The following is a 24,803-nucleotide window of genomic DNA, read 5'->3' as shown; positions in this document are numbered from 1 at the left end:
GCACCGCGAGCGCTCAGGAATCGTCCAGCACGTCGAGCCGCCCGGAACTGACGCTGTTGATGCGACGGGGCGCGGGTTTCGGGTGGTGCGCCTGCCCGCTGCCGGTTTCCGGGCTCTCCCGCCCCGGTCCCGGCTCCCCGCTGTGGGCACCGGGGCTCCTGACCGGTTCCTCCGGTGCGTCGGCCGTGCCGGCCTCGGCGGAACCGGGGGGCGGGGCCGCCCCGGGGTCGGAACCGACCGCGGCGATGGAGTTCGCGTTCGCGGTGCCGTCCGCCACCACGGGGATCACGTGGGTACTCCGAGCGTCATCAGGTTCCGGGAGAGCCTCACCCGCCGCCTCCGGAACGGGGGTCTGTTCACCGGTGTCCCCACCGTCGGAACCGGTGTCGACCTCGCCCGGTTCGGTCCACCCGGCCGGAGACGCCTGGGTGGGGCCGGAGACCGGTCCCCCTCCTCCGTCGGTCGGCTCCGGAGCGGGCTCGGGGAAGGGTGTGTCGAACACCGCACGCTCCGCGCCGTCCGAGGTTCCGGAGGGCGCGGACCACTCCCCGGCGGGTTCCTCCTCCGCCGCGCGGGTGACCGTCCCCTCCCGCGCGGCGGACTCGGCGCGGGAGTCACCGAACGGCTCCGGAGCCCACTCCTCGGGGGCCGGGCCGTCCGGGAAACCGGTGGAGACGCCGGGACCACCGAAGTCCTCCTCGGCATCGCGGGGCCGCGAACTCCCACCGAGTCCGGCCTCCTCCGGTGCCGCCCGCTCCACGGGTGGCTCCGGCTCCGGTGCGGGTGAGAAGTCGGCGAAGCCCCCCTGCTCGGAGGGGGAGCTCAGGTCCCGCTCCCGCCGAGCCCGGGAGGGATACCTGCGGTGCCACTCACCGTCGAACGACGGGGACTCCTCCTCGCCGTCGCGCTCCGGACGCAGCCCGGCGTAGAACGCGGCGACGCAGTCCATGGCCATCCGCTCCACGACTTCCCGGAGTTCGAGCTCGGCCAGCCAGTCCATCGGCAGCGAGCCCACTCCCAACAGCGCACCGGCGATGGAGCCGCAGACCGTACCGGTGGCGCTGCTGTTGCCCGAATGGCGAACCGCGATGCGCAGCGCACCGCGCACGTCCTCGGCCACCAGCGTCGCGCACACGGCGATCGCGAGGGCCTCGGTCGCCCGGCGCCCCTCGCCCAGCCGCCGCACGAGCGGTTCGGGCTCCGGTTCCCCGTTGGCGGCGAGATCCACCGCAGCGGCGAGCGCGGCGCTGGTGTCCTCGTGCCCCTGCCACGTCTCCAGTACCTGCAGGGCCAGCCAGACCCCTTCGTCGAGCCCCCTGCCCAACACCGCCTGCTGCACGATCACCGCGAAGGCCCCGGCGGGCAGGTAACCGCTCGGATGACCGTGGGTCAGCGAGGCCAATCGCACCCCGACCTCGAAGACCTCGGCCGGTTCGGCGGACCAGAACGCGGCCGGGGCGGCCCGGACCAGCGCGCCGCACCCGGTGGAGTTGTCCACCGGGGCCGTCTGCTCCCCGTGAGCGGAGCGCTCCCCGAAGGCCTCCAACTCGCCGTGGACGGAGGAGCCGGGCGAGCGCACGGCGAACAGAGCCGAGACCTCGACCAGCCAGCCGTCGGGCTCCGGGTGCTCGGCGAACAACTCACCGGCCGCCCAGCGCCAGGAAACGCCCTGGGTGTGGAGCCAGCGCTGCGCGGCCAGCCGCAGCTCGGGCAGCGGGTCCACGGCGTCCGGCGAGCCAGGGTCCCCGGTACGGGCACGGATCAGTCCCTCGGTGGTGAACAGCGTGGTCTGCGTGGCGGCGGTCACCGATCCCCTGGCACCCGCGTACTCCGGCAGCTCGACGGGTCCCCCCGCACCGTGGCGGGCGGTGATCTCCTCGGCGCTCTCCGGCGTGATCCCGGCACCGAGCGCGTCCCCGAGTGCTCCGCCGAGCAGGCAACCGAGGATGCGCTCGGTCAGCGAGGGACCCACCGCGTCGGAGTCCTCCGCGATCGCGTGGCCGCCTCCGGCTCGACTCCCGACGGGGTGGGGTTCGGACGCGGAGGCCTCACCGTGGTCGGTGGCCGCGAGGTCAGAGAGGCCCGCGTGCTCCGCCGGATCAGGCCATCCGTCCGCTTCGGTCGTTCCCGGAGCGGCGTCCCCGCCCGGGCGTTCGCCTTCCTCGGCGCTCTCCCATACGGGGGCAGGCCCCCGGTCTTCGAGATCCGTCCCGCCGGAGGGCGGTCCTCCGATGAGGGGCTCTCCGGCGGAGGACTCCCGCGTTCCCCCGTATCCGGCGGGCTCGTCCCGCTCGACATCGAGGTGCGCGACGGGCGCGGCCGCCTCCGGCACGACATCGCCGTAGGCCTCCGGCGATCCATTATCGGGCCGTGAGGCCTCGTCGGGTCGCTCCGCCTCCTCGGAAGCCTCCCGATCGGACCGCCCGGCTTCCGGGGGCCATGCCACATCCGGCGCGGAGTCGAGTATCGAGGACAGCTCGGGGGAAGCGGTGTCGGCTGGCGGGGTCCCGGCGGTCCTACTCCCGGGTAACGGCGGGAGCTGGTCCACACCGGGCAACCTGATGCGCGGGGCGGAGCGCACCTCGGACTCGTCCGGGAACGTGAGTTCCGCGTGGTCTTCCCGCTCGTCTTCGGCCCGCCGGGCGTCCGGAGACTCCGCCGTGGGGGGCGCGGGCTCCGGTGCGATGAACCCCCGGGACAGCGGATCGGTGGAGTCCGCCTCGCTGTCGTCCACCGGTGGGGCGGCCACGCCTTCCGGGTGCTCGGTCTCCGCCACGTCCCCCACTGGCTCGGCGGTCACCTCCTCCACCGGCCCGGCGGCGCCTCTCTCGGAGTAACCGGGTGTTTCCGGCCAGGAGACGTCGGCGTGGGACTGCGCACCGGCCGAGCTCGCGGGGTTCGGCGAACGCGCGGAGGTGCCGCGCAGCACTATGCGATCGGTTCCCGGGTCGATGCCGCCGACCGGGAACGGGTCGGTGTCCGCCCGCGCCTCCGCTACGGAGTTCGTCGTCTCCTCCGCCTCGTCACCACCGATCGCGGGCAGCACCTGGGTCGGCGGGGCGGTTGCGTCCACGGTCCAGGCCGTGGCGTCCAGCCCCCGCGCGTGCTCGGCGGTGTTGTCGACGTAGCGCTGGGCCCATTTGGGGGTGGGTGGCGGCGGCGCGAACGCCTCGGCGGCGTCGGCGGCCAGCGTCTCCACGACCTCGCGAAGTTCCAGCTCCGCCACCCAGCGCTCGGGAACGGCGGCGGCGCCGTGCACCGCCCCGGCCAGTTGCCCGGCCAGGGCGCCGGCGATACTGCTGTCGGCGGAGTGGTTGACCGCCGCTGTGACGGCCTCGGCGAACGTCGCGGCGGAGGCCACCGAGGCGAACGCTATGCCGATCTCCCCCAGCCCGTTGGAGGGGAAGAACTCGATGTCCAGCATTCGCGGATCAACGAGTCCACCCTGCCTGGCCGTGAACACGGCCGCGTGCAGCGTCCGCAGCACCCCGGCGGGTGGGACGCCCTGCTCCAGCTGCGAGCGGTGGAGCTCCCAGGAGCGCACGGCGTCCCACAGCGGGACGCCGTTGATCAGCGCGCCGAGCACGTCGGCGTGCAGCGCGCACGCCGCACGCGTCTCGTAGTCCGAGGTCAGCAGCCACGGAACCCGCGCGGCCACAGCGTCGACCGTCCGGGCCTCCCCGCTCCAGACCATCACCGGTGCCGTCCACACCAGACTGTCCGCGAGGGGGCGGTCGTCCGGCGGCACGGCAGCGGGCTGCCCGGGGGTGAGCTGCTCGGCCGGAATCCGGTCCGTCAGCGCGGACAGCGTGCGGAGGGCGGGTCCTCCCGGGTTGCGGGTGGAGAACAGTTCGGACCTGCCGAGCAGCCAGCCGCTTGGTTCGGGGTGGACACGCCAGTACCCCGACATCGCGTACCCCCAGGGAACCCCCTGGGTGTACAACCAGGCCATGTGGTTGGCGCGGATCACCGGCAGCGGGTCCTGCTCGCCGGTGGCCCGGGCGCGCAGCAGGGCGTCCATCGTGAACACCGTCAGCTGGGTCAGGTCCGTGACACCGCCCCGGTGCCCGAAGACCGGGAGGGTGTCCACGACACCGCGCGGCCCGAGCCACTGCCGGATGGCCGAGGAGCTCCAACCGCGCACCCCCGCCCCCAGCGCGTCACCGACCGCACCTCCGAGCAACGCGCCGCGCAGTCGGTCCGACCAGCTCGGCTGCCCGGAGGCACCGACGTGACCGGCGGACTGGGCGGGCCTGGACTGCCTGTCGGTCATGGGGAGGCTACTCCTGCTCGGTTCGGTCTTGCCGGGCCGCGACACCGGAAACGCTCGGGGCGACGACGCCGCCCGGACGCACCCCGGCAGTCCGGCAGTCCGGTTCCGACAGTCGCACGCTCACCTCGAACGGCTCCAGGAGGTTCACCCGTTCTCGCGTCCCACCGCGAGCCGCGGCGCGACCGGCCGGACGACGCGCGCCCCGCGGAAACCGCACGGCCTCCGGCGCACTCCGGTGTGCCGAGGAGTCCGGATCACCGCCACGACCGAAAGAGTACCAACCACTCGGGGGCCCGATCCCACACAGAACGGATCAGCCCGGACGACAGGGTCATTCCCGCCGCTCCGGCGGCTGCGCCCGCGAGGTGATCGCCAGCCGGTTCCAGGTGTTGATCCCCGTCGCGGCCCAGGTCAACGCGGCCGCCTCCGGCTCGGAGAGGACCTCGCGCACACGTCGCCACACCTCGTCGTCGACGTGGCTCTCGCCCACGAGGGTGATCGCCTCGGCCAGTTCGAGCGCGGCGCGCTCCCGTTCGGAGTACACCGCCACCTCGCGCCAGGCGGGGAGCACGTCGAGCCGTTGCTGGGCGATGCCGAGCCGCCGGGAGTCCGTCAGGTGCATGTCCAGACAGAACGCGCAGCCGTTGAGCTGCGAGGCTCGGATCTTGACCAGTTCGTACACCTCCGGTTCCACCCCGACCCGTTCCAGCTCCCGCTGGATCGAGAGCTCCAATTCGCGCATCGCCCGGTACAGCTCCGGGGTCGTTTCGGACAGGTCCATGCGTCGTTCGGTCATGGCACGAACCTAAGCGCTCACGGGACTCGGATATGGTCCAGTGCGATGCGTGACGACGGGTCCAGTTCGGAACGTTCCGGGAAGAGCGGGATCGACCTCCACCTGGACCGGCGGGCCTGGGGGAGCAGCGTCGAACTGGCCGCCTCGTTGCGAACCGCCATCCGGGAGAACCGGATCGCCGCCGGGAGCAGGGTTCCCTCCACCCGGCTGCTGGCCGCCGATCTCGGCGTGTCCCGGGGCACGGTCACCCGCGCCTACGAGCTGCTGGTCGCCGAGGGACTGCTCGTCACCCGGCAGGGCGCGGCGACCACCGTCGCCGCCGTCGAGTCCCCCGTGCCGGGGAAGCTCCGGGAGTCGGCCACCCGCAGGGCCACCGAACTCCGCTGGGACCTGCGCCCCGGCAAACCGGACCTGAGCGGGTTCCCCCGCGCGGACTGGCTGGCCGCCCAGCGACGCGCGCTGCGCACGGTTCCCGCCGAGGAACTCGACTACGGCCACCCGGCGGGGCATCCGGCGCTGCGCGGGGCGCTGGCCGAGTACCTGGCCCGGGTGCGCGGGGTGCGCACCTCACCGGAGCGGATCGTCGTCTTCGCCGGTTACGGCGAGGCGCTGGGGACGCTGTGCGAGGTGCTGGCACGACGCGGAGTGTCCGCTGTGGACTTCGAGGACCCCTCGTTGCCGAAGCTGCGCCGGATCGCCGGGGAGAGCGGGCTGCGGGTGCGCGGTGTTCCGCTGGACGACTCGGGCATCGAGACGACCGGGGCGCACAGCCCGGTCATGGTGGTGACCCCGGCGCACCAGTACCCGCTGGGGATCACCATGTCGGCCGAACGGCGCACCGAGCTCGGCAGGCTCGCGCGCGCCGAGGACCGACTGATCGTCGAGGACGACTACGACGGGGAGTTCCGGTTCGACCGCGAGCCGGTCGCGGCGTTGCAGCGGATCGCACCACGGCAGGTGGTGTACGCGGGAACGGCGAGCAAAACCCTGGCTCCCGGGCTTCGGCTGGCCTGGCTGGCGCTGCCGGAACACCTGGTGGAACCGGTCCGGGAACACAGGGCGAACGGGGATCTGACTCCCCCCGTCATAGAACAGCTCACCCTGGCCGAGATGCTGCGTTCCGGAAGCTACGATCAACACGTGCGGCGCTGCCGGGCCGGTTACGAGCGACGACGACAGCGGGTGGTGACCGCGCTCACCGAGTCGAAGGTGCGCCACGAGCTGTATCCCGCCGGAATCGCGGCGGGCCTGCACCTGACGCTGCGACTGGCTCCGGAAGGGCCTTCCGAACGGCGGGTGCTGCGACGGCTGCGTCGGCACTCCGTCGCGGTGAACGGGCTCGCCGAACACTGGATGGACGACCGGCTGCGCCGGGAAGGTCTGATGATCGGTTACGCGGCTCCGCCGGGACACGCGTTCGGACAGGCACTGCGTGCGCTGTTACGTGGCCTGACGGAGCACTGAACCGGGAATTCGAGGGCACGGCGGCGGAATCCGTTCGCGGCCTCGCCTTTCCCGCCGCGGCGGTGGCAGCACCGCACGAAGCGGTATCGAACAGACGTTCTATCCTGATCTTTTTCGGCCGTGCGACCCGAGAGGGGAAAAGTGAGCGAACAGCAAGAACCGACCTCCGACCAGCCCACCACCGAGCAGACCGCTCCGGAACAGCCCACCACCGGCCAGGAAGCCACCGGCCGGGGTGACGCGGAGCGGCAGGCCGAGACCGCCGATCCGAGCGGCGGCAGCGGCAGCGCGGAGCAGGGAACGCAGAAGAAGACCAAGGGGCGTAAGCAGGGCGGTGCGCGCAAGACACGCCAGGTGGAGCTCACGCTGACGGTCAGCGGCACCGCCGAGGGCGAGTGGCAGGCCGACCTGACGCACGCGGGCAAGAAGATCGTACAGGGGCTGCCCATCGCGGCGTCCTCGGTGTCCAAGGCCGCCGGTGAGCTGCACGACGACATCTCGGAGGCCATCGAGTCGGTATTGTCCGAGGCCCGTCAGCAGCACGAGGCCAGGCTGGCCGAGCTGGAGGCGGAGTTGCAGCGGGTGCGCAAGACGCTGGAAGAGTTGGAGAGCTGACCTCCGGTGTGAGCACTTCCGCCCCGGTTGCGTAGGAGGTCGTCCGGCGGAACCTCTGGCACGGCTCTCGCTGCGGGGTCGGAGACATCGGGTAGGTACTACACGACGTCTCCGGCGTCCTCGCGAGAGCCGCACCCGAGACCCCGCGGCGGTGCCGGTGGAGTGAGTGGTGGGAGTCGGCCCACGAGGGTGGTCGGAACTGATCACCCAGTCGAAGAGTCCCGGCGATTACGCGAGAAATCGACGGATCGAACGACGCCGAGCACTTACGGCTGCGCATCCCGCACCGCCGCGGGTTCTCCGGCGTCGGCGCCGCGAGGACAGTGGGCACGTGGCGTAGTAGCTACTCGAGGTGCCCACTCCCGGAGCGCCGTCGGCGCCGGAGGTTCCGCCACCGGCACCGGCACGCGAACCGGCCCCGAAGTTTCACGACACAAAAGGCTCCCTGCTCGGAGGAGACGAGCAGGGAGCCTTCTTCGACCGCGACGGTGCGCCGAACTCCCTGGTCCGGCGCACCGTTCGTGTCAGCGGTAGTCGCGCCCGAAGTCGAAGTCGTCCAGCGGCACCGCGGCACCGGTGCCGGGACCGAACACGTCCGGCGCGTAGTAGCCGTCGTCGTAGGACGGGATCGCGTAGGCCGCGGCCCGAGCCTCCTCGGTCGGCTGCACCTGGATGTTGCGGTACTTGTTGATACCGGTACCGGCCGGGATCAACTTACCGATGATGACGTTCTCCTTCAGACCGATCAGCTTGTCGCTGGCGCCCTCGATCGCGGCGTTGGTCAGAATCCGGGTGGTCTCCTGGAAGGAGGCCGCCGACAGCCACGACTCGGTGGCCAACGAGGCCTTGGTGATACCCATCAGGACCGGACGGCCGGAGGCCGGATCGCCGCCCTCGGAGACCACACGCCGGTTCTCCGACTCGAACTGCGCCCGCTCGACCGGCGAACCGGGCAGGAACTCGGTCGCACCGGAGTCGATGATGATCACTCGGCGCAGCATCTGCCGGACGATGACCTCGACGTGCTTGTCGTGGATGCCCACGCCCTGCGAGCGGTAGACCTCCTGCACCTCGCGGACCAGGTGCAGCTGCGCCTCCCTCGGCCCGAGCACGCGCAGGATCTCGTGCGGATCGACCGCACCCTCCATGAGCCGCTGCCCGACCTCGACGTGGTCGCCGTCCTCGAGCTGCCGCTCGGTGCCCTGCACGTTGATCACGGCGAGCCGCTGCCGCTTGGACAACTTGTCGTAGACGATGTCCTCGCCGCCGTCGTCCGGCGTGAGGGTCATCTTCCAGTAGCGGTCGTTGTCCTCCAGGCGGACACGGCCGGAGGCGTCGGCGATCGGAGCCTTGCCCTTCGGCAGCCGGGCCTCGAACAGCTCCTGCACACGCGGCAGACCGGCCGTGATGTCGTCACCGCCGACACCGCCCTGGTGGAAGGTACGCATGGTCAGCTGCGTACCCGGCTCACCGATGGACTGGGCGGCGACGATGCCGACCGCCTCGCCGACGTCGACGAGCTTGCCGGTGGCCATGGAACGGCCGTAGCAGTAGGAGCAGACCCCCGAACCGGACTCGCAGGTCAGCACGCTGCGGACCCGGACGGTGCTCACGCCCGCCGAAATCAACGTCTCGATGGCGGGATCACCCAGGTCAGAGCCGCGGGCGAGCAGGATGTTGCCCTCGGAGTCGGTGACGTCCTCGGCGGTCATCCGCGCGTAGACGCTGGTCTCGACGTGCTGCTCGCGCACCAGCTTGCCGTCCGGCGTGGTCTCGCCGATCGGCATCCGGATGCCGCGGTCGGTACCGCAGTCGTTCTCGCGCACGATCACGTCCTGCGAGACGTCCACCAGACGACGGGTCAGGTAACCCGAGTCGGCGGTACGCAGCGCGGTGTCGGCCAGACCCTTGCGGGCACCGTGGTTGGAGATGAAGTACTCCAGCACCGACAGACCCTCGCGGAAGTTGGTCTTGATCGGACGCGGGATGTACTCACCCTTCGGGTTGGAGACCAGACCGCGCATACCGGCGAGCTGGACGACCTGGGACATGTTCCCGGCCGCGCCGGACTTCACGATCATGTTGATCGAGTTGTCCTCCGGGAAGTTGTTCTCCATCGCCTCGGAGACGTCGTCCTTGGCGGCGTTCCAGACCTTGACCAGCTCGGCGTTGCGCTCCTCGTGGGAGAGCGCACCACGGCGGTACCGCTTCTCCACCTGATCCGCCTTCTCCTCGTAGGAGTCGAGGATCTCCTTCTTGTTCGGCGGAACGATCACGTCGGAGATCGCGGTGGTGACACCGGACCGGGTGGCCCAGTAGAAGCCGGCGTCCTTGAGCTTGTCCAGCGTCTGGGCGACCGAGACCATCGGGTAGCGCTCGGCGAGGTCGTTGACGATCGCGCCCTGGGCCTTCTTCGGCAGCAGCCGGTTGACGAAGGGGTAGTCCGCGGGCAGCAGCTCGTTGAACATCACCCGGCCGAGGGTGGTCTGCAGCGTCAACGGGGTGCCCGGTTCCCAGTCCTCCGGAGTCTCCTCCTTCGACGGGACGATGTCGCGCATCCGGATCTTGACCAGCGCCTGCAGGTCGAGCGACCCCCGGTCGTGGGCCATCAGCGCCTCGTCGTACGAGGAGAAGGCGTGCCCCTCACCGGTGGCCCCGTCGACCTGCCGGGTCAGGTAGTACAGCCCGGTGACCATGTCCAGTCGCGGCATGGCCAGCGGACGCCCGGAGGCGGGCGAGAGGATGTTGTTGCTGGACAGCATCAGCACCCGGGCCTCGGCCTGCGCCTCGGCGGACAACGGCAGGTGCACCGCCATCTGGTCACCGTCGAAGTCGGCGTTGAACGCCTCGCAGACCAGCGGGTGCAGCTGAACCGCCTTGCCCTCCACCAGCTGGGGCTCGAAGGCCTGGATACCCAGCCGGTGCAGCGTGGGCGCACGGTTGAGCAGCACCGGGTGCTCGGAGATGACCTCTTCGAGCACGTCCCAGACCTGGGGGCGCTGCCGCTCGACCATCCGCTTGGCGGACTTGATGTTCTGCGCGTGGTTGAGATCGACCAGCCGCTTCATCACGAACGGCTTGAACAGCTCGACCGCCATCTCCTTCGGCAGGCCGCACTGGTGCAGCTTCAGCTGCGGACCGACGATGATGACCGAACGGCCCGAGTAGTCCACGCGCTTACCGAGCAGGTTCTGCCGGAACCGGCCCTGCTTGCCCTTGAGCAGGTCGGACAGCGACTTCAGCGGGCGGTTGCCCGGGCCGCTGACCGGACGGCCACGCCTGCCGTTGTCGAACAGCGCGTCCACCGACTCCTGCAGCATCCGCTTCTCGTTGTTGATGATGATCTCGGGGGCGCCGAGGTCGATCAGGCGCTTGAGGCGGTTGTTGCGGTTGATGACCCTGCGGTAGAGGTCGTTGAGGTCGGAGGTCGCGAAGCGGCCGCCGTCGAGCTGGACCATGGGACGCAGGTCCGGCGGGATCACCGGGATCGCGCCGAGCACCATGCCCTGCGGGCTGTTCTTGGTCGTCTGGAAGGCGGCGACGACCTTGAGGCGCTTGAGGGCGCGCAGCTTCTTCTGGCCCTTGCCGTTGCGGATGACCTCCCGCAGGCCCTCCGCCTCGGCGTCGATGTCGAAGTTGGCGAGCAGAGCCTCGATGGCCTCGGCGCCCATGCCGCCGGTGAAGTACTCGCCGTAGCGGTCGTAGAGCTCGCGGTACAGCGACTCGTCCGAGATCAGCTGACGGGGCTCCAGCTTGGTGAAGGTCTCCCAGATCTCGTCGAGCTTGTCGATCTCCTTCTGGGCCTTCTCGCGGATCTGGCGCATCTCGCGCTCGCCGCTCTCCTTGACCTTGCGGCGAACGTCGCTCTTGGCGCCCTCGGATTCGAGCTCGGCGAGGTCCGACTCGAGCTTCTGGGCCCGTGCCTCCAGGTCCGAGTCACGCTGGTCGGCGATGTTCTTGCGCTCGACGCCGATCTCGCTCTCCAGCGTCGGCATGTCGTTGTGACGCATCTCGGTGTTGACCGAGGTGATCACGTACGACGCGAAGTAGATGATCTTTTCCAGGTCCTTGGGGGCCAGGTCGAGCAGGTACCCGAGCCTGCTCGGCACGCCCTTGAAGTACCAGATGTGGGTGACCGCGGCGGCCAGCTCGATGTGTCCCATCCGCTCGCGCCGCACCTTGGCCCGGGTGACCTCCACACCGCAGCGCTCGCAGATGATGCCCTTGAACCGGACTCGCTTGTACTTGCCGCAGTAGCACTCCCAGTCCCGGGTGGGGCCGAAGATCTTCTCGCAGAACAGCCCGTCTTTCTCCGGCTTGAGCGTGCGGTAGTTGATGGTCTCGGGCTTTTTGACCTCGCCGTACGACCACTGGCGGATCTCGTCGGCAGTCGCGAGTCCGATGCGGAGTTCGTCGAAGAAGTTGACGTCAAGCACGTCGGGTCTTCTCCCTTTGTTGGGTGTGTGCCGGGTGGACGTGGGGCCGGTTCGCGGAAGCCGCGCCGGGCTTCCGCGAACCGGCGACGAGGTCAGTTGACAACGTCGTCGACCGAGGGCGCCTCGTTCTTGGACAGGTTGATGCCGAGGTTGGCCGCCGCGCGTTCGAGGTCCTCGTCGTCGCCGTCACGCATCTCGATGGCGGCGCCGTCGCTGGAGAGCACCTCGACATTCAGGCACAGCGACTGCAGCTCCTTGAGCAACACCTTGAACGACTCCGGAATACCCGGCTCGGGGATGTTCTCGCCCTTGACGACCGCCTCGTAGACCTTGACGCGGCCGAGCACGTCGTCGGACTTGATCGTCAACAGCTCCTGCAGGGTGTAGGCGGCGCCGTAGGCCTGCATCGCCCAGCACTCCATCTCACCGAAGCGCTGGCCACCGAACTGGGCCTTACCACCCAGCGGCTGTTGGGTGATCATCGAGTACGGCCCGGTCGACCGGGCGTGGATCTTGTCATCCACCAGGTGCAACAGCTTGAGGATGTACATGTAGCCGACCGCCACACGGTGCGGGTACGGCTCCCCGCTCCGCCCGTCGATCAGCATCGCCTTGCCATCGCCGTCCACGACGCGCTCACCGTCGCGGTTCGGCTTCGTCGACGACAGCAGACCGGTGATCTCCTCCTCGCGAGCACCGTCGAACACCGGGCTGGCCGTCTTGGTGCCCGGCTCGACGTCGTAGAGCTCCTCGGGGATCTTGTTCGCCCAGTCCGGGTCCCCGTCGATGGACCAGCCCTGCGAGGCGATCCAGCCGAGGTGCGTCTCCAGAACCTGCCCGATGTTCATACGCCTCGGCACACCGTGGGTGTTGAGGATGATGTCCATCGGGGTGCCGTCCTTGGTGAACGGCATGTCCTCGATCGGCAGGATCTTGCCGATGACGCCCTTGTTGCCGTGCCTGCCCGCGAGCTTGTCACCGTCCTGGATCTTGCTCTTCTGGGCCACGTAGACCCGGACCAGCTCGTTGACACCGGGGGGAAGCTCGTCGTCCTCCTCGCGATTGAAGACGCGGACGCCGATGACCTTGCCGGTCTCGCCGTGCGGCACCTTCAGCGAGGTGTCGCGGACCTCCCTGGCCTTCTCGCCGAAGATGGCCCGGAGCAGCCGCTCCTCGGGGGTCAGCTCGGTCTCACCCTTGGGGGTGACCTTGCCGACGAGGATGTCGCCGCCCTGCACCTCGGCACCGATCCGGACGATGCCGCGCTCGTCGAGGTCGGAGAGCACGTCCTCGGAGACGTTCGGGATGTCCCTGGTGATCTCCTCGGAACCCAGCTTGGTGTCGCGGGCGTCCACCTCGTGCTCCTCGATGTGGATCGAGGTCAGCACGTCGTCCTGCACCAGCCGCTGGGAGAGGATGATCGCGTCCTCGTAGTTGTGCCCCTCCCACGGCATGATGCCGACCAGCAGGTTCTTGCCCAGCGCCATCTCGCCGTTCTCGGTCGAGGGGCCGTCGGCGATGACCTGGCCGGCCTCGACCCGGTCGCCCTCGTTGACGATCGGCTTCTGGTTGATGCAGGTGCCGTGGTTGGAGCGGGCGAACTTCTGCAGCCGGTAGGTGCGCCGGTTGCCGTCGTCGTCCATGATCGTGAGGTAGTCGGCGCACAGCTCCTCGACGACACCCGCCTTCTCGGCGGTGATGACGTTGCCCGCGTCGACGGCGGCACGCAGCTCCATGCCGGTGCCGACGAGCGGGGACTCGCTGCGCAGCAGCGGAACGGCCTGCCGCTGCATGTTGGCGCCCATCAGGGCGCGGTTGGCGTCGTCGTGCTCCAGGAACGGCAGCATCGCCGTGGCCGCCGAGACCATCTGGCGCGGCGAGACGTCCATGTACTCGATCTCGGTGGGGGCGAGCAGCTCGACCTCGCCGCCCTTGCGCCTGCCGAGTACGCGCTCCTCCAGGAAGTTGCCGTCGTCGTCGATCGGCGTGTTGGCCTGCGCCTTGGTGTAGCGGTCCTCCTCGTCGGCGGTGAGGTAGTCCACCTGGTCGGTGACCACACCGTCGACCACCTTGCGGTAGGGCGTCTCGATGAACCCGAAGGGGTTGACCCTGCCGAAGGTCGCCAGCGAACCGATCAGACCGATGTTCGGCCCCTCCGGCGTCTCGATCGGGCACATCCGACCGTAGTGCGAGGGGTGCACGTCACGGACCTCGACGCCGGCGCGCTCCCGGGACAGACCGCCCGGCCCCAGGGCCGAGAGCCGCCGCTTGTGCGTCAGCCCGGCCAGCGGGTTGGTCTGGTCCATGAACTGGGAGAGCTGCGAGGTACCGAAGAACTCCTTGATCGCGGCGACCACCGGACGAATGTTGATCAGCGTCTGCGGCGTGATCGCCTCGACGTCCTGCGTGGTCATGCGCTCGCGGACGACGCGCTCCATCCGGGAGAGGCCGACCCGCACCTGGTTCTGGATGAGTTCACCGACGGTGCGCAGCCTGCGGTTGCCGAAGTGGTCGATGTCGTCGAGCTCGACCGGGACCTCGTTGCCCTCGGAGCCCATCGAGCTCTCGCCCGCGTGCAGCCGCACCAGGTACTCGATGGTGGTGGCGATGTCCTCGTGGGTGAGCACCCCCGAGGTGAACGGCAGGTCGATGCCGAGCTTCTTGTTGACCTTGTACCGGCCGACGCGCGCGAGGTCGTACCGCTTCTCCTTGAAGAAGAGGTTCTCCAGCAGCGTCTGCGCGCTCTCCTTCGTCGGCGGCTCGCCGGGACGCAGCTTGCGGTAGATGTCCAGCAGGGCCTCGTCCTGGCCCGTGGTGTGGTCCTTCTCCAGCGTCGAGAGCATCGTCTCGGAGAAGCCGAACCGCTCGCGGATGCCCTCCGCGGTCCACCCCAGCGCCTTGAGCAGGACGGTCACCGGCTGGCGGCGCTTGCGATCGATGCGCACGCCGACGGTGTCGCGCTTGTCGACGTCGAACTCCAGCCAGGCACCCCGGCTGGGGATGATCTTCGCGCTGTAGACGTCCTTGTCCGTCGACTTGTCGACGGTCTGGTCGAAGTACACGCCGGGCGAGCGGACCAGCTGGGAGACCACGACACGCTCGGTGCCGTTGATGATGAACGTGCCCTTGTCGCTCATCACGGGGAAGTCCCCCATGAAGACGGTCTGACTCTTGATCTCGCCCGTCGTCTGGTTTATGAACTCCGCCGTGACGAACAGCGGAGCCGCGTAGGTCATGTCCTTGTCTTTGCACTCCTCGATGGAGGCCTTGACCTCGTCGAATCGCGGGTCGGAAAAGGACAGCGACATGGAGCCCGAGAAGTCCTCGATCGGGGAGATCTCGTTCAGGACCTCTTCCAGGCCACCAACGGGCATTTCCTCGCCGGCATCGACCCGGCGCTGGAACCAGGCCTCGTCACCGACGAGCCATTCGAAGGATTGGACCTGCAGATCGAGCAGGTCTGGTACTTCCAGCGGCTCACGGATCTTCTCGAATGAGACCCGCCTGGGGGCCCCAGGGATCCCCCTCGTGAAGTTGGAAGCTGCAGAGACCTTGGTCGCGCGGGAGACTGCCAAGATGCGTCCTTCCGGGACTCTGAACTGGCTGCAACCGCTTCCGGAGCGTTGGGTGTAGGTGTCCGGATAGCACGGCTGTCAAGGGTGCAATGGCGCCCGCAATCCGGAAAGCCCCAGCTCAGGGCCACCATTGCTGAGTCCTCAGGCCAGGGAACGGGGAATGCGGGCAGCGCAACGTAGCAGTCTAGCGCGCGTGTCGCCCGCTGTCGAGAGGGGGCCGTTACCGCCCGCCTCGGCGATCACCGCATCACCCGCTAGGTCATCCGCTCCGGCGTCTACCGAAAACAAGCGTGACCGCCCGGAGGCCGTGAGTCAAGAGCTCCACGCCGCATCACTCTCCCGAACGAAAGCATGGTCACTCGATGTGACCACACACCACGCCGCGCATTCCGATCGTCACTCTACGCCGCGACCGACGTCACAGCTCACCCGCCCCGAGATCGCGGCGAGCGCCCCGGCTCGGCCCTTCCGGAGCGGGCTACGGCGAGACCCCCCTCGCGAACCGAACCACCGCACCCGACCCGGCCGCGCCCCGCCGCCAGGTCAACGGGAGGGTGAACACCGCGAGAACGTCCCGTGTTCCCACATCCCGGAAGATCTGTGCGAATTTTTGACCGATACCCCGGCGGAACCGTACGACGCACTCGTATCGTCTGCACCGAGCAACGGTCGTGACACGATCGACGCGTGACCGTGCGGAATCGTGATCCTACTCGGCGGACGCCGCAGGCACCGAGGAGTCGGCCCCGGTTTCGCACCCGCGGTGACACGGGAGAACAGGATGAACGACCAGTTGAACCAGCAGGACCGAACGCCCCGGGGCCAGGACCACTCCGGGGGGCCGACACCGGAACGGCGAACGAGCGGTACCGCCAACAGCTGGTTCACCAACGAGGCGGACGACCGTCCCTCCCAGGAGCAGCCCCCGCGGCAGCAGCCCGCCCCTCAGGGGCGGAGCACCACCCCGGCCCGACCGACGGAGCAGGACGCCGAGCAGCGCTACGCGGAGGCGCTGGCCGCCCTCAACCGGATGATGAGCACCTTCGACTTCACGGAACTGTCCTGGGTGACCGAGGTGCTGCGCGCCACGGCGGGGGCGCTGCCGGAGCAGGACCCCTCCCGCCCCGGGGTGCTCAACAATCTGGGGAGCGCCGCCCAGCTCGCGCACCTGGCCTCCGGTGATCCGGCGCACCTGGAGGACGCCGTGTCCTACTACCGCGCCGCCGCGGATGCCGCCAGGCGCGACGACCCGGACGAGGTGCTCTACCTGAGCAACCTGGCACTGGCGCTGACCGACTCCGCGAACCGCACGGGCTCGGCCGAGCAGGCCGCCGAGTCCGTCGAGATCGCCCGCCTCGGCGTCGAACGCACCGAGAGGACGGCTCCCTCCTCGGTGGGCGACCCGGCCGAGGACCTGCGGCGCCACCGGGGCACCGCCCTGATCAGGCTGGGCAACGCGCTGAAGCTGCACGCCAGGCTGGCCGCCGACAACGACTCGGACGACGAGTCGATCGAGGTCTTCCAGGCCGCGCTGCGCGAGTCCGCGGGCCAGGACGGCGGCCCTCCCACCGACAGTCCCGATCCGCTGATCAGTCTGGGCACGGCCCTGCTGCGCAGACACGAGCGGACCACCGACCCGAACGACCTCGACGAGGGGATCAAGTACCTGCGGATCGGCGTGGGGCTGCTCCCGGACGGCCAGCACCGCCGTTGGATGCTGCTCCGCTTCGCGGAAGCGCTGCGGTTGCGCTACCGCCAGCGGGGCGATCTCGCCGACCTGCAGTCCGCGATCAACGAGCTGTTCGGAGTGCTGGAGGACCTGGACGCGGGGAACCCGGTGCTGGGCAAGCTGATCTGGAACCTCACCTCCTCGACCGTGGAGCACCTGGACAGCAGCGGCGAGTCCGGCAACCTCTACCGCGCGCTGAAGACGATCAGCCCGGTGATGCGCGACCTGGCCGGCGACGACCCGAACCGTGCCGTGGCCCTGGCCAGCTACGGCGCGCTGGCCCGCAGGCACTACCTGCACGCGGGCAACACGGCCGCGCTGGACACGGCGGTGTCCGCCGGGGAGGCCGCCACCGACAGCGAGACCACCCCGGCCAAGCGCTGCGCGGTGCTGAACTCGCTCGCCTCCACGCTGATCACGAGGTTCGAGCGGGCGGGCCAGCAGTCCGACCTCGACCGGGCGGGGGAAGCGGCCGAGGAGGCGCTGCGGAACTCCCAGCAGCGCACCGCGCCGCAGTACACCGCCTACGCGCAGCTGGGCGTCGTGGCCGCCCACCGCCACCGGCTCAACTCCCGCAACGAGGAGCTGGACACGGCGATCGAGATGTTCGACAGAGCGCTGATCGCCATGCCGGACTCGGCACCGGAGCGGGTCACGGTCGCCACCCATCTGGGGCGCGCGCTGCAGACGCTCTACCGCCGCACCGGCAGGCGGAAGCTGTACCGCTGGGCCCGCAAGACGCTGACCGACGCGGCCACGCTGCCGACCGGTCCCGCCGACCAGCGACTCAAGGCGGCCAACCTGTGCGGCAGGCTCGCCGCCCAGGCGCACCGCTGGTCCGAGGCGCTGGAGTCGTTCACACTGGCCGTCGAGTTGCTTCCGCTGGTCACCCAGGGCAAGCGCGCCGTGGCCACCCCGACCGTGCAGCGCCGCTGGGCCCACGTGACCGCCGACGCGGCGGCCTGCGCCATCGAGGTCGGCAAGCCGGAGCGGGCGGTGGAGCTGCTGGAGCACGGCCGCGCCGCGCTGCTGTCCGAGCTGCTGCCCGCGGGCAGCGAACTCGGCCAGCTCAACCTGAGCCACCCGGAGCTGGCCACCGACGCGGTTCGGCTGCGCAGGCTCCTCGACCGACATCCCGAGGAACCGATCCTCGGCGGGGTGGACGTCATCGACGACGTGCGCCGCAGGCGTTGGCTGGCCGACACCTGGGAGGAGCTGCTCACCGAGATCCGCGCGGAGCCCGGGCACGAGGGCAGGCTTCGGACCCGGACCTTCGACGCGCTGGCCGAGGCGGCCGACGAGGGAGCGGTCGTGCTGGTCAACCTGAGCGAGTACCGTTCGGACGCGGTAATCGTTTTCGGTGGTCGGGCGCTGGTGGTGAGCCTGCCCTCGGTGACCCCGGAACTGGCCGAGGAGCACGCCGCCTCGGCCCTGAACGCCGCGCAGCAGGCGCAGCGCACCGCCGACACCGAACGCGCGCTCGGCAGCACGCTGGACTGGCTGTGGCGGAACGTCACGCGCCCCGTCCTCGACCGGATGGGCTACACCCGGATGCCGCCGCAGGGCGCGCGCTGGCCCAGGCTGTGGTGGAGCACGCAGGGCGCGGCGGCCTTCCTGCCGCTGCACGCCGCGACGTCCACCGCGGGGGAGAGCGCGCTGGACCGCGTGATCTCCTCGTACACCCCGGGGCTGCGCGTGCTGCTGGCGGCCAAGCACCGCCGGGAGCGGGCGGGGGCCGACGGGGCGCTGATCGCCGGACCGGCCGACGAGCGGACCCCCGACCAGCCGGGCAGGATTCCGGCGCGGCACTGGCCCTCGGCGACGCTGATGTCGGAGCGCGACCACACCGCCGACGACGTGTTCGCCGCGTTCGACCAGCACCAACTGGTTCACGTCTGCGAGCCGAGCACGCAGCACGCCGCCCAGCCCGCCGCCGGGCTGGTGCTGGACCGGGAGGAGCGCGCGAGATCGCTGAATCTGCTGGAGCTGGGCCAGCGCGACTTCGGCGACGCGAAGTTCCTGTGCCTGGCCCGCTGCAGGACCAAGGACACCCCCTCGGCCGCCGCGTTGACGATGGCGGGCGCGTTCGCCTTCATGGGCTTCAGGCACGTGATCAGCACCCTGTGGGCGATGCACCGGGGACCGGCGGAGGACGTGCTCTCGGCGCTGTACGCGGAGCTGGCCCGCGACGGCGAGTTCCGCGCCGAGTTCTCCCCCAGCGTGCTCAACGCGACGACGCGCAGACTGCGCAAGCGGTATCCCGACGCACCGACGCTGTGGGCCGGTTACACCCACGTGGGGACCTGAGGTCCCATCCGGCAGCACCGCTCCGGCGGCGCCGGCCGGGGAACACGAGCTGGGGAGCACCGACCTGGGGGCACCTGTCCGCACGGCGGGCGCACGAACCGATGGGGGCGGTGCCGATTTCTCGGGGACGGCCCGCACGCGGGGCCGTGGAACCGGCGCCGGACCTCGGGACCGAACCGGGGTGGATTCGGGGATCGTCACGAGCCGGGGAACGCCGCGAGGTCACTGGGAGGCGTGGCTCTGGGAAGCGGCGCGGAGCGCGTGGACGAGCTGGTCGACGGTGGGGGAACCGGTGAGCCCGTCCGGGGTGGTGTAGACCCGACAGGTCAGGCCGTACGTCCCGGCCGTGGTCGGGAACGCGTCACGGCCGTTGACGCGGACGGTGGGAGATCCCGGGAAGCTTAGGTCCCGGGCCTGCCGGTCCGTCTCGACAGCACGCAGGCGGACCTCCACCTCCGGGTGCCCCGACATCCTGAGGGCCTGGTCGAGCCGTTCCCGGGTCAGGTACCAGCTCGGGCAGTCCGCGAAGTAGAGCAGTTCGACGTCCACGACCTCATGGTGCACCGGCTCGCGGGCAGTTGTCTCCGGAGTTCGGGCCCGCTTCTCACTCACCGGCCGCGTTCGGAGCTCGCGGACCTCGAAGGCCGTCGCGTCCCAAGCTCGGGGAGTCGATGGCCGGGAGAGCTCCGGCGGCCGGTTCGCGGTGGGGTTCACGGTGCGGCCCGCGCTGAACCGCTCCCCGGAAAGTCGGGGCCGAAACTCGGAACCGACCCCCGAGGAACGGTTCGGACCGGTTCACGAACCGGGCTGCCGCACGAGCCGTCGGCTCACTCGAACCGCTCGTTCTTCACGGCATCGATGAACGCGGCCCACTGGGCGCCGGTGGCGGTGAAGTACCCGGCCGCACGATCCTTGGTGTCACGCACGGCGGCGCCGTCACCGACGCGGCCGATCTCGACGCAGTGCGAGTGTTGGTTCGAGCGGCTAGACTTCCGCCATCCTCGGGGGTGTACCGTCATTCCTGGCTGTCCTCCAACTCCGTTGCGATGCTGGCGATGAGTTCCGCCGAGTCCTCTGGACTCATCGCCACGCCACGGAGGTTAGCCGTCGCTTCCTGGTACACCTCGATCTCCCCAGGGCTGCTGAGAAACGCATCGGATCGCAGGTGTTCCACGTGCACCACCGGTGCCGCCTTGGCGAATTCGAAGAGCAGGAAGTGACCCGCGTGCGCGGGTGTCCACCCGCCGGTCCTGCTGGGGATCACGCGCATGGTCACGTTGTCGAGTTCAGCCATCTTGGCGAGGTGCCGTAGCTGGTCGGCCATGATTTCGGCACTGCCCATCGGCTCGCGCAGCGCCCATTCACCGATGAACGAGTGCAGCGTCGGGGCGTTTCGTCTTGTCAGCACGTCACGCCGCCCCACGCGCATCGTGACTTGTGCTTCCAGCTCTTCCGAAGGTGTCCCGCTGGACATGACCGCTCGTGCGTAGTCCGCGGTCTGGAGCGGTCCCGGAATCATGATCGGTGAGACGTCCACGATCGAGGTCGCTGTCCGCTCGAACTCGATCAGCGTGGTCAGATCTTGGTTCACCGATCGTGTTCTCGGCTTGATCCAGTTCGTTTCGTCTGTCGCATCGCGGGCCATTGTCGCGAGCCTGTCGCGCTCGGATTCCGATGCTCCGTATGTCGTGAGCAGTGCGACGACCATTTCCGGAGACTGCGGCGTCTGCCCGGTTTCGAGTCTGGCGTACTTCGAGTGATGCCCACCGAGTCGCTCCGCTACATCGCGCACTGTCATTCCTGCTTGTTCGCGGAAATCGCGCAATTCTGCGCCAAGAGCACGCGCCCTCGGAGAAGTTCGCTTGGTGTTTGCCATGCGACAAGATTATGTCGCTGAGACTTTTCTGTGTACCAACATCACTCGATCGAAGCATCGTGGATGGCGCGCACGACAAAATACTGTCGCATCACATGGTCACGAGGAGCGGAAACAGCTGGTCGTTCCGCGAAAAATAGGGAGCTTGTCGAATGTCCCAGAGATACGAGACGTCCGGTTTCGGGGTGCGGGTGAGATGCCATCACGAAGGTGGCTCCGGTTCGCTGCGGGTGTGGCGGTCACAGTGGACTCCCGAGGTGATCCGCATCGAGACGCCGACGGTCTACAACCGGACGGTGTGGACGGTGCGGCAGGCCCGGGAGCTGCGGGCGGTGCTCGACGCGGCGATCCGAGCGAGTGAGCTCTCATGAGCAGCCCGCACGCCGAGATCGCGATCCTGGCACGACGCTGCGAGTGGCTGATGAGCGACGCGGCCTTCGCGCTGGGCTGGCGCCGTTACAGCTCGGCGCAGTGCCGTGATGCCGCCGCCGCGCTCGAAGAGTTCGCCACCGCTCTGCGCCAGCACGCCGAGACCCTGCCCGCCGGGGAACTTCCCGGTCACGAGCCGAACGGGCGGACCACCCCCGTCGAGGGGGATGGCGATGCCTGAGTCGTCACCGGGCGCCGCTCACCGATGGAGCCGGGACGCGGCCACCAGTCGCCACGGCGAACCTCCCGTGCCAACGGCGGGGCCGGGGGCGTTCACCACCCGGCGGCCACGACGAGAAGCGGGCCGCACCGGGCCCGAGGAGGTGCGGGCCGACGCGGCCCTCACCGAGATCATGCCCGCGCTCGGACAAGGCCGCTTCACGCACTGGCGCGGGACGCTGCCGTTGTCGGCGGCAGTACAGCGCCGACCCGGTAGGAGCAAGCTACCGGGTCGGCCCGCCCAGGCTACCGCGCCCGACGAGCGGCCCTCGACGGCTCTGCTCGACCGTGTCCTGGCCGGGCTACGCACCCTGTAGCGAACACGGTCCGGTGCCGCTGACACCCCCGACCCCCGGCACCGGACCGTCCCGCCCGGCCGATGCACACCCCGACAACATCGACCGGGCCACCACCCAGCGCGAAACACCCCCACTACCCCGCTTCGGCGAAACCACCCCGCCCACCGCCGAACCGCTGCCGCCGAGCCGGTGCCTCCACGTCAACCGCCGACCCGGCGGTGTCCACCCGGTCCCCACCGGGAGTCCCCGGCGGTTCTCCGAAGCCGCCGGGGACGACACGAGCAGGGCAGGACTGCCCCGAAAGGAAGGAGAACAGGTTATGACAACGCCAACCAGCGAGCGCGACGCAACGTTCGCCCACGAGCCGGTGGCCTCGCACTCGGCCCAGTTCCCGCTGGCACGCCCGCAGGGGGAGCAGCCCGCCGGGCCTGCCTCTCAGCCGTGGGGACTGCGGAACATGGTCGCCGTCGGCGATCCGACGGACAGGGCACTGAACGGCCGCTACGACCACGACCGCCAGGTCGCCGTCGACGAGCGGGGTATGCCGCTGCACGAACTTCACATGGGCATGACCACCACCAACATGGACGGCCAGGAAGGCCCCTCCGAGGACTGGTCGGCCAAGGACTTCGCCCCGGACATGTCCGAATCGAACTGATCCGGAAAGGCTTCATCCGTGACAGTGCTCATCCTCGCCCGCGACATCGACCCCAGTGCGGACGCGATGGTCGAGGCCGTCCAACGACGCGGCACGCGGGTTCATCGGGTGAACACCGGATGGTTTCCCGCGCGGCTCGGCCTGTCCGCCGAGCTGCGCGGGGGACCGCTGGTGCGGACACCTGACCACTCCCGCGCACACCATCGACCTCTCCGAGATCACCGGCGTGTACTACCGCGCACCCGAAGCGTTCCGGTTCCCGAACGAGTGGGAACCACAGGTACGCCAACACGCGTTCCTCGAAGCGAAGTACGGCCTGGGCGGGGTGCTGGCCTCGCTACCCGCGATATGGGTCAACCACCCGTCCCGCCTGGCCGACGCCGCGTACAAGCCTGTGCAACTGACCGAAGCAGCCCGGCTCGGCCTGTGCGTGCCCGAGACCGCGTTGACCAACGAGCCGACTTCGTTCACCTCGTTCGCGGGCCGAGGGCGAACAGTCACGAAAATGCTCGGCAACACCAGCCTCACCAGCGATAACACCCACTCCGTTGCCTGGACGCGGGCGCTCGACGCGGCCGATCTCGACGACCTGAACGGCATCGAGTCGACCGTGCACCTGGCCCAGCGATGGGTACCGAAGCGGGCCGAGGCACGTGTCATCGCGGTTGGTGACACGATCACTACCGTGCGCATCGAAGCGGGAAACGCCGCGTCGCACGTGGACTGGCGCAGCGACATCGGAGCACTGCACTACGAGCTCACCACCCCACCGCAGCGGGTCGCCGACGGCGTGCGCGCTGATGCGGCGATTCGGTCTGCTGTACGGCGCGCTGGACTTCGTGATCACTCCCGAGGGCCGGTGGGTCTTCCTGGAGATCAACCCGGGCGGCCAGTACGGGTGGCTCGAAGCCGCCACCGGCGCGGCGATCACCGGCCAGCTGGCCGAACTGCTCACCTCAAACCCCACCGACCACGAGGAGCACCACCATGTCACAGCGTGAGGGCGCCTGGACCGATCGCGCGGCGCGGTTGGCCGAACGATTGGAGGCCGACGGAGCGCTGCAAGAGCCCGCGTGGAAGGCGGCCGTGGCCGCCACGCCTCGGCACGAACTGGTTCCCACCTTCTACCGGCAGACCCCGGACAACTACGAATGGGAACCCGTGGACGCGACCACGCCGGAAGGCCTGGACGCGGCGTACTCCCCGATCACGCTGGTGACCTCGCTCGACGGGCGAGACCATCCGCTGTCCAGCGGCACCAAACCCGACCTGATCCTGCGTATGCTCGAAACCCTCGACGTCCACGACGGGCACACCGTGCTGGCGGTGGGCACCGGGACCGGCTACACCACCGCGTTGCTGACCCATCGGCTCGGCGACCGCGAGGTGTACTCCGTCGACATCGACCCTGCTCTGGTCGAGGCCGCCCGCGAGAGGCTGGCCCGCCTGGGCCACCACCCCACGCTGGCCTGCCGCGACGGCGCGGACGGCCTGCCCGAACACGCGCCCTACGACCGCATCATCGCCACCTGCTCCGTCCCCCGCGTGCCCTGGAACTGGGCCGAACAACTCACCCCCGGGGGCACGGTGCTCGTGAACGTGATGCCCGCGGCGATCAACGCGGGCGGGCTCGCTCTCCTCCACCGGCGGGGTGACCGACTGGAAGGCCGGTTCTCCAGCCGGTGGGCCTCGTTCATGGGAATGCGCGGCGCCGCTCCGACAACCCCCGGCGAACACCGAGCACCCGACACAAGCAGCCCCCGCAGCCGGACGACCACCACCCCACCCACCCCCTGGTGGGACAACCGCGTGGTCTGGCTGCTGGCCCAATTCCACGGCCTGCCCGACGGAGTCACGATCGGCATGCGCCTCGACCCGGACACCGGCCGACCGGCGGCGGCCACCATGACCGCCCCCGACGGCTCCACCACCGACATCACCCTCACCACCACGAACAACCGATACGAGGTCACCGAAACCGGACCCACCCCACTGTGGGAACCCGTCGAACACGCCCACCAGACCTGGCTGACCCACGGCAAACCCGACTGGCCCCGCCTCGGCATCACCGCCACCCAACACCACCAACGGCTCTGGATCGACCACCCCCACAACCCCACCCACTGG

The 24,803-nt window shown here is 69.7% G+C and carries 16 protein-coding genes; 9 read left to right on the top strand and 7 right to left on the bottom strand.

The window, feature by feature from the left end; genetic code table 11:
• Positions 1 to 13: 13 nt before the first annotated feature.
• The gene (locus BLQ75_RS02805; protein ID WP_092597381.1) at positions 14 to 4,273 is read right to left on the bottom strand and encodes an ADP-ribosylglycohydrolase family protein; all 4,260 of its coding nucleotides are present in this window, start codon (positions 4,271 to 4,273) and stop codon (positions 14 to 16) included.
• Positions 4,274 to 4,604: 331 nt separating this feature from the next.
• Positions 4,605 to 5,069: a carboxymuconolactone decarboxylase family protein gene (locus BLQ75_RS02800; protein WP_092597378.1), complete on the bottom strand. Its 465-nt coding sequence runs from the start codon at positions 5,067 to 5,069 to the stop codon at positions 4,605 to 4,607.
• 45 nt (positions 5,070 to 5,114) lie between these two features.
• Here BLQ75_RS02800 and pdxR point away from each other — a divergent pair, with 45 nt between their 5' ends.
• Positions 5,115 to 6,533, top strand: coding sequence for a MocR-like pyridoxine biosynthesis transcription factor PdxR (gene pdxR / locus BLQ75_RS02795; protein WP_092597375.1), 1,419 nt, complete (start codon positions 5,115 to 5,117; stop codon positions 6,531 to 6,533).
• 141 nt (positions 6,534 to 6,674) lie between these two features.
• Positions 6,675 to 7,148 (top strand): DUF6319 family protein, encoded by a 474-nt coding sequence (locus BLQ75_RS02790; RefSeq protein WP_092597372.1) that lies wholly within the window; start codon positions 6,675 to 6,677, stop codon positions 7,146 to 7,148.
• A 524-nt stretch (positions 7,149 to 7,672) separates the two neighbouring features.
• On the opposite strand, the gene BLQ75_RS02785 is transcribed toward BLQ75_RS02790, so the two are convergent.
• On the bottom strand, positions 7,673 to 11,584 hold the full coding sequence (locus BLQ75_RS02785) for a DNA-directed RNA polymerase subunit beta' (protein WP_092597369.1): 3,912 nt from the start codon (positions 11,582 to 11,584) through the stop codon (positions 7,673 to 7,675).
• Positions 11,585 to 11,676: 92 nt separating this feature from the next.
• Positions 11,677 to 15,159, bottom strand: coding sequence for a DNA-directed RNA polymerase subunit beta (gene rpoB / locus BLQ75_RS02780; RefSeq protein WP_092597366.1), 3,483 nt, complete (start codon positions 15,157 to 15,159; stop codon positions 11,677 to 11,679).
• Positions 15,160 to 15,940: 781 nt separating this feature from the next.
• Here rpoB and BLQ75_RS02775 point away from each other — a divergent pair.
• Positions 15,941 to 19,195: a CHAT domain-containing protein gene (locus tag BLQ75_RS02775; RefSeq protein ID WP_092597363.1), complete on the top strand. Its 3,255-nt coding sequence runs from the start codon at positions 15,941 to 15,943 to the stop codon at positions 19,193 to 19,195.
• A 222-nt stretch (positions 19,196 to 19,417) separates the two neighbouring features.
• Here BLQ75_RS02775 and BLQ75_RS02770 read toward each other — a convergent pair whose 3' ends face one another.
• From BLQ75_RS02770 to BLQ75_RS02760, 3 genes are all read right to left on the bottom strand, one after another.
• Positions 19,418 to 19,744, bottom strand: coding sequence for a DF family (seleno)protein (locus BLQ75_RS02770; RefSeq protein WP_092598310.1), 327 nt, complete (start codon positions 19,742 to 19,744; stop codon positions 19,418 to 19,420).
• 278 nt (positions 19,745 to 20,022) lie between these two features.
• Entirely contained in the window at positions 20,023 to 20,214 is a 192-nt protein-coding gene (locus BLQ75_RS02765; protein ID WP_092597360.1) for a DUF397 domain-containing protein, read from the bottom strand.
• A complete protein-coding gene (locus BLQ75_RS02760) occupies positions 20,211 to 21,071 on the bottom strand; it encodes a helix-turn-helix domain-containing protein (RefSeq protein ID WP_092597357.1) in 861 nt (286 codons plus the stop codon). Before BLQ75_RS02760 ends, BLQ75_RS02765 begins: the two co-directional genes overlap by 4 nt.
• A gap of 152 nt (positions 21,072 to 21,223) precedes the next feature.
• Here BLQ75_RS02760 and BLQ75_RS02755 point away from each other — a divergent pair, with 152 nt between their 5' ends.
• The 6 genes from BLQ75_RS02755 to BLQ75_RS02730 form a co-directional block, all read left to right on the top strand.
• Entirely contained in the window at positions 21,224 to 21,442 is a 219-nt protein-coding gene (locus BLQ75_RS02755) for a hypothetical protein (RefSeq protein WP_092597355.1), read from the top strand.
• Positions 21,439 to 21,681 (top strand): hypothetical protein, encoded by a 243-nt coding sequence (locus tag BLQ75_RS02750; protein ID WP_092597352.1) that lies wholly within the window; start codon positions 21,439 to 21,441, stop codon positions 21,679 to 21,681. Before BLQ75_RS02755 ends, BLQ75_RS02750 begins: the two co-directional genes overlap by 4 nt.
• Positions 21,674 to 22,036, top strand: coding sequence for a hypothetical protein (locus BLQ75_RS22915; RefSeq protein WP_139182893.1), 363 nt, complete (start codon positions 21,674 to 21,676; stop codon positions 22,034 to 22,036). The genes BLQ75_RS02750 and BLQ75_RS22915 overlap by 8 nt, the downstream gene beginning before the upstream one ends.
• Positions 22,037 to 22,337: 301 nt before the next feature.
• The gene (gene tgmA / locus BLQ75_RS02740; RefSeq protein ID WP_092598307.1) at positions 22,338 to 22,676 is read left to right on the top strand and encodes a putative ATP-grasp-modified RiPP; all 339 of its coding nucleotides are present in this window, start codon (positions 22,338 to 22,340) and stop codon (positions 22,674 to 22,676) included.
• Between the two features lie 800 nt (positions 22,677 to 23,476).
• Entirely contained in the window at positions 23,477 to 23,677 is a 201-nt protein-coding gene (locus BLQ75_RS24105; RefSeq protein ID WP_244515200.1) for a hypothetical protein, read from the top strand.
• A partial coding sequence (locus tag BLQ75_RS02730) for a methyltransferase domain-containing protein (protein ID WP_092597346.1) occupies positions 23,664 to 24,803 on the top strand: 1,140 nt, incomplete at its 3' end. The genes BLQ75_RS24105 and BLQ75_RS02730, both read left to right, overlap by 14 nt.

The organism is Actinopolyspora xinjiangensis (assembly GCF_900104475.1).
GTDB classification, from domain to species: domain Bacteria; phylum Actinomycetota; class Actinomycetes; order Mycobacteriales; family Pseudonocardiaceae; genus Actinopolyspora; species Actinopolyspora xinjiangensis.
This window is presented reverse-complemented; position numbering and strand designations above follow the sequence as displayed.

Excerpts from the sequence above, each read along its gene's own strand:
- BLQ75_RS02805 (WP_092597381.1), bottom strand. The coding sequence starts at position 4,273 with ATGACCGACAGGCAGTCCAGGCCCGCCCAGTCCGCCGGTCACGTCGGT.
- BLQ75_RS02800 (WP_092597378.1), bottom strand. The coding sequence starts at position 5,069 with ATGACCGAACGACGCATGGACCTGTCCGAAACGACCCCGGAGCTGTAC.
- pdxR (WP_092597375.1), top strand. The coding sequence starts at position 5,115 with ATGCGTGACGACGGGTCCAGTTCGGAACGTTCCGGGAAGAGCGGGATC.
- BLQ75_RS02775 (WP_092597363.1), top strand. The coding sequence starts at position 15,941 with ATGAACGACCAGTTGAACCAGCAGGACCGAACGCCCCGGGGCCAGGAC.
- BLQ75_RS02765 (WP_092597360.1), bottom strand. The coding sequence starts at position 20,214 with ATGACGGTACACCCCCGAGGATGGCGGAAGTCTAGCCGCTCGAACCAA.
- BLQ75_RS02760 (WP_092597357.1), bottom strand. The coding sequence starts at position 21,071 with ATGGCAAACACCAAGCGAACTTCTCCGAGGGCGCGTGCTCTTGGCGCA.
- BLQ75_RS02755 (WP_092597355.1), top strand. The coding sequence starts at position 21,224 with ATGTCCCAGAGATACGAGACGTCCGGTTTCGGGGTGCGGGTGAGATGC.
- BLQ75_RS02750 (WP_092597352.1), top strand. The coding sequence starts at position 21,439 with ATGAGCAGCCCGCACGCCGAGATCGCGATCCTGGCACGACGCTGCGAG.
- BLQ75_RS22915 (WP_139182893.1), top strand. The coding sequence starts at position 21,674 with ATGCCTGAGTCGTCACCGGGCGCCGCTCACCGATGGAGCCGGGACGCG.
- tgmA (WP_092598307.1), top strand. The coding sequence starts at position 22,338 with ATGACAACGCCAACCAGCGAGCGCGACGCAACGTTCGCCCACGAGCCG.
- BLQ75_RS24105 (WP_244515200.1), top strand. The coding sequence starts at position 23,477 with ATGCGGCGATTCGGTCTGCTGTACGGCGCGCTGGACTTCGTGATCACT.